General features: G+C 42.6%; 2 protein-coding genes. Both read left to right on the top strand.

All coding sequences use genetic code 11. From position 1 onward, the window contains the following. Nucleotides 1-305: hypothetical protein (locus tag KBW69_RS23195; protein WP_257282498.1), on the top strand; the 305-nt coding region annotated here is incomplete at its 5' end. Nucleotides 306-463: 158 nt separating this feature from the next. Next, the coding region (locus tag KBW69_RS23190) for a hypothetical protein (protein ID WP_257282497.1) at nt 464-3,350 on the top strand (2,887 nt) is incomplete at its 3' end.

Raw genomic sequence — 3,350 nt, 5'->3', positions numbered from 1 at the left:
ACGAAGCCCTGAGCTTTCTGAACAGGATCATTCGCAGAGGGCAACGGCTGGTACATTACCTGAGCAGCCTGGCCGGAGGCGGTAAAGACGACGCTGACACGGATACAGCGAAGAGTAAGCAGCAAGGAGTGGCAAGTCTGAACGACACAGAGCTGAACCAACACTACCAGCGTCTGGTGCAGGACATCAGTGCCCTGTCAGGCCATCGCAGTGGCGAAAGTCCGTCGTTTATGTCGTCGGCAAGCCAGAGAATGACCCAGAACCTGACAACTCCGGAACCCTTGACGACGATGGGTCGGGGTTGAGCGGACTTGACGGCACGTTTATGGGAACGTGGCGGAGTTCAGTACTAAACTGCACATTGCGGCTTTTTCGCATTTGAGTACCTTCTGATCACGCCGGTAAAAAGGCAAGTATCGCAATCCTTCGGAAAACCATATAGGTCAACCTATCAGGTGTTATCATGCCATCCATACCCAAGAATATTCATGTTAGTATCGTCGGTCCTGCCGAAGGCTGGGAGCCTGGTTGGCTTACAATATGGGCTAAGGTGAACCCGGACTATAAAATCCATGTATGGGCTCCCGAAGGTTTAATATACCGAAAGATTTTATATTCACTGCTGTCTTCTGAGAGAAAAAAACAAACTATTGAAGAAGATTACCCTGCTGATATTACACAGTTTAAAAATAGCATCTGGAAAAAAATTGATGATTTTATGGGAAAAGATGCTGATATAAAAAAATTGGATATAATGAAATCTAGTTTTTCAGATTATGTAAAGCAGGAGTTTAGCAACCAGTGGAATAAAACCAAAAGAATGCTGGATCAAATCCAAAAATCCATTGCTAATGTTACCGTTAACACATTGTGGAATATTGATATAGAATCAGGTTCTTATATCAGGCGCTTTTTAAGCGTTACTAGCACTTTGATAATCGAAAGATTCATAGGTCTGTATAATCAATACAAGCTTGGAGGGATATATATTGATAAAGGACTACTGCCAAAACTGGATAGCAAGCCCTTCCTAAAGAGGAGCAGTTCGCTAGACCCTATATCAGGAAAGGGAGTGAGCCCTTGGAAGCAATATCTGCTCGAAAGTACCAAAATACGCGCTCTTTTCGAAAAAATGTTCGCAGATGGAATTGTTTCAGATCCTGCCACTTACTTTAAGACATTCGATGAAGCCCTGCCGGAAAAAGAAAGCAGTCTAATTAAAGATATCATTTCAGAAAGCGATATTAGTGAAATATTCCATAGTCTAGATGGATATGAAATAACAAGATATACAACAAATAAAATATTTTTAAGTAAAAGAATAGATTTTGAAGACAATATTGTTTCTGTCGCTCTTGATGACTCAATACAGCCATTAATGTTCGCATCTCGCATAAAAAACCCAGTAATCAAAGTAATGCTTGATGAAACCCTTTTTATTCATGAGACTGTAGAGAAGTTAAAAAAATCAGCAATAACCACAGAAGAATCCATGCTAAAGCTGAAGGAAGCTTTACATCAATTCTATAATGAAAACAAAATAAATATCTCTAACAATGAATTCTATAAAGTTACAATGATGTACCATTCGTATGGTAGCGAGGAGGTTGACTATCATGTTATCGCTACATTAGGTTATGATGCTTTTGAAAGGTTAAGAAAAATTCAAACAACGAATAGGCCTACAATCAATCCAACTGATGAATTCTCAGCAAATGTTCTCTTCTTTAACAGAAAATCTTATGGAAATTATTCTGATGGGTTAGTGCGTAAGCAAAAATACAAAAAATTAATAATGATTCATTTGTCTGATAATCACGAAATGGAGCGTTCTTTTTTAAGGTGTCTCAAGCTTTATGAGATGTACCGCACCGAAAGAACCAGCACTTTGTACAACGTTTTTAATATTGATATGACGGGGAAAAATAAACTTGAAACAATGGTAGGAATACCGCTCAGAAATATTGGTGAAGACACTAAAGTCATCATTACTGGAAGTCTTCTTTTCTTTGACGCCAATTTGAATACTCATGCTTATCTCTATTCTCAGGACATAGTGGAAAATCTATCATCGATTCTAAGAATGGCCATCCCCGAGAATACCACCGTACAATCCATAGCCTTCTCTTTTGATAATTCTGCACAAGATATTTCAGGTTCTGCGGGCGAAGTGGATACTAGCCATAAATATTATGTTGTACCTGAAGTTTTGAAAAAGTTGGCCCAAAAAGGAATTCGTGCAAATTCTGCTGTCGCGATTCGAGGGTCTGTGTCAGCAGGCGATTCTCAGCAAACTACCGGTGGTGATCCTGACAGGCCTTCAACTTCAAAAGAGGCGCCCTATGCTGAACTCAACCGTGTTGTTTTTACCCTCAAGCCTGACGGGCTTACCGTTCTATTCGAGGCCAAGTTCGGGTTGACCTCCCTCGCCCCCAGCAATGAGTTTACCCATGCCAGACCCGAAGATCCACGTAGCGATACCGGATTCGAAAATCCGTTATTCGATATCACAAATGAAGAGGATCCAGGCGATATCTCAAGCGAAGAGGATCCAGACGATGTCAAAAGCAGAGAGGAGTTCGTCAAAGCCTTACTCGAAGATAGGTTGATTGAGTCCGGTCACAGGCTCAATGATGGTTTGCCTGAAGCCATCATCGCGAACGAGTTCACTTTTGCTCCAATCGAAAATGCTTTGTACGAAGCCACGATTGAGGAGGCGTCTAAGGAGTCTAAAGACCCAAGAAAAGATGCTCAAGATTACGCATTACACTTTAATTTCCAGGACGTGATCTCTCATGGATTACAGGAAAATGCGGAGCCTGAAAAAGTTGCTTTCGTCAATTGGGATGTCAGAGAAACTGATCGTTTATCAGATACACTCACACTCGCGCGGGAATCTTCCTCGTACAGTCAATGGCTTGAGCGCTATGCACATCGTTTCCCCGCGTTTAATCTGGTCAACCAGCTTGAGGAAGAAATGGTCAGGTTCAAGAGTGAAGAAGAAAAGACCAGGGCCTTCCAAACCCTCCAAAGACGGTTACGGGCAAATTCATTTGACGTTTACCCCCTCGATCCTACCACGATAGAGGGTGCTGCCACTCTTAACGCGAAATACAAAAATGATTTCTACAACATCAATTTTCTCACAGCCCAACTACCGCCCCCTTGTGACAGACGCCGAAGATCAGCCGATACCAACAGCTGTAATGCCCGACGCAAAGAGCTGGCCAATGCCATCCGGTTACTGTCTGACGCCAACACCCAACTCTATCTCCGGGACCGCACCACTGATATCGCCCTGCTGGATACCTCCGACGATTCGGAACGCTGGCTGCAGACGTTTTTCACCC

Origin of the sequence: Endozoicomonas sp. ISHI1, from assembly GCF_024606225.1 — a bacterium.
GTDB lineage: Bacteria > Pseudomonadota > Gammaproteobacteria > Pseudomonadales > Endozoicomonadaceae > Endozoicomonas_A.
The sequence above is the reverse complement of the archived record's forward strand: the minus strand, read 5'-3'. Positions and strand labels throughout refer to the sequence as shown.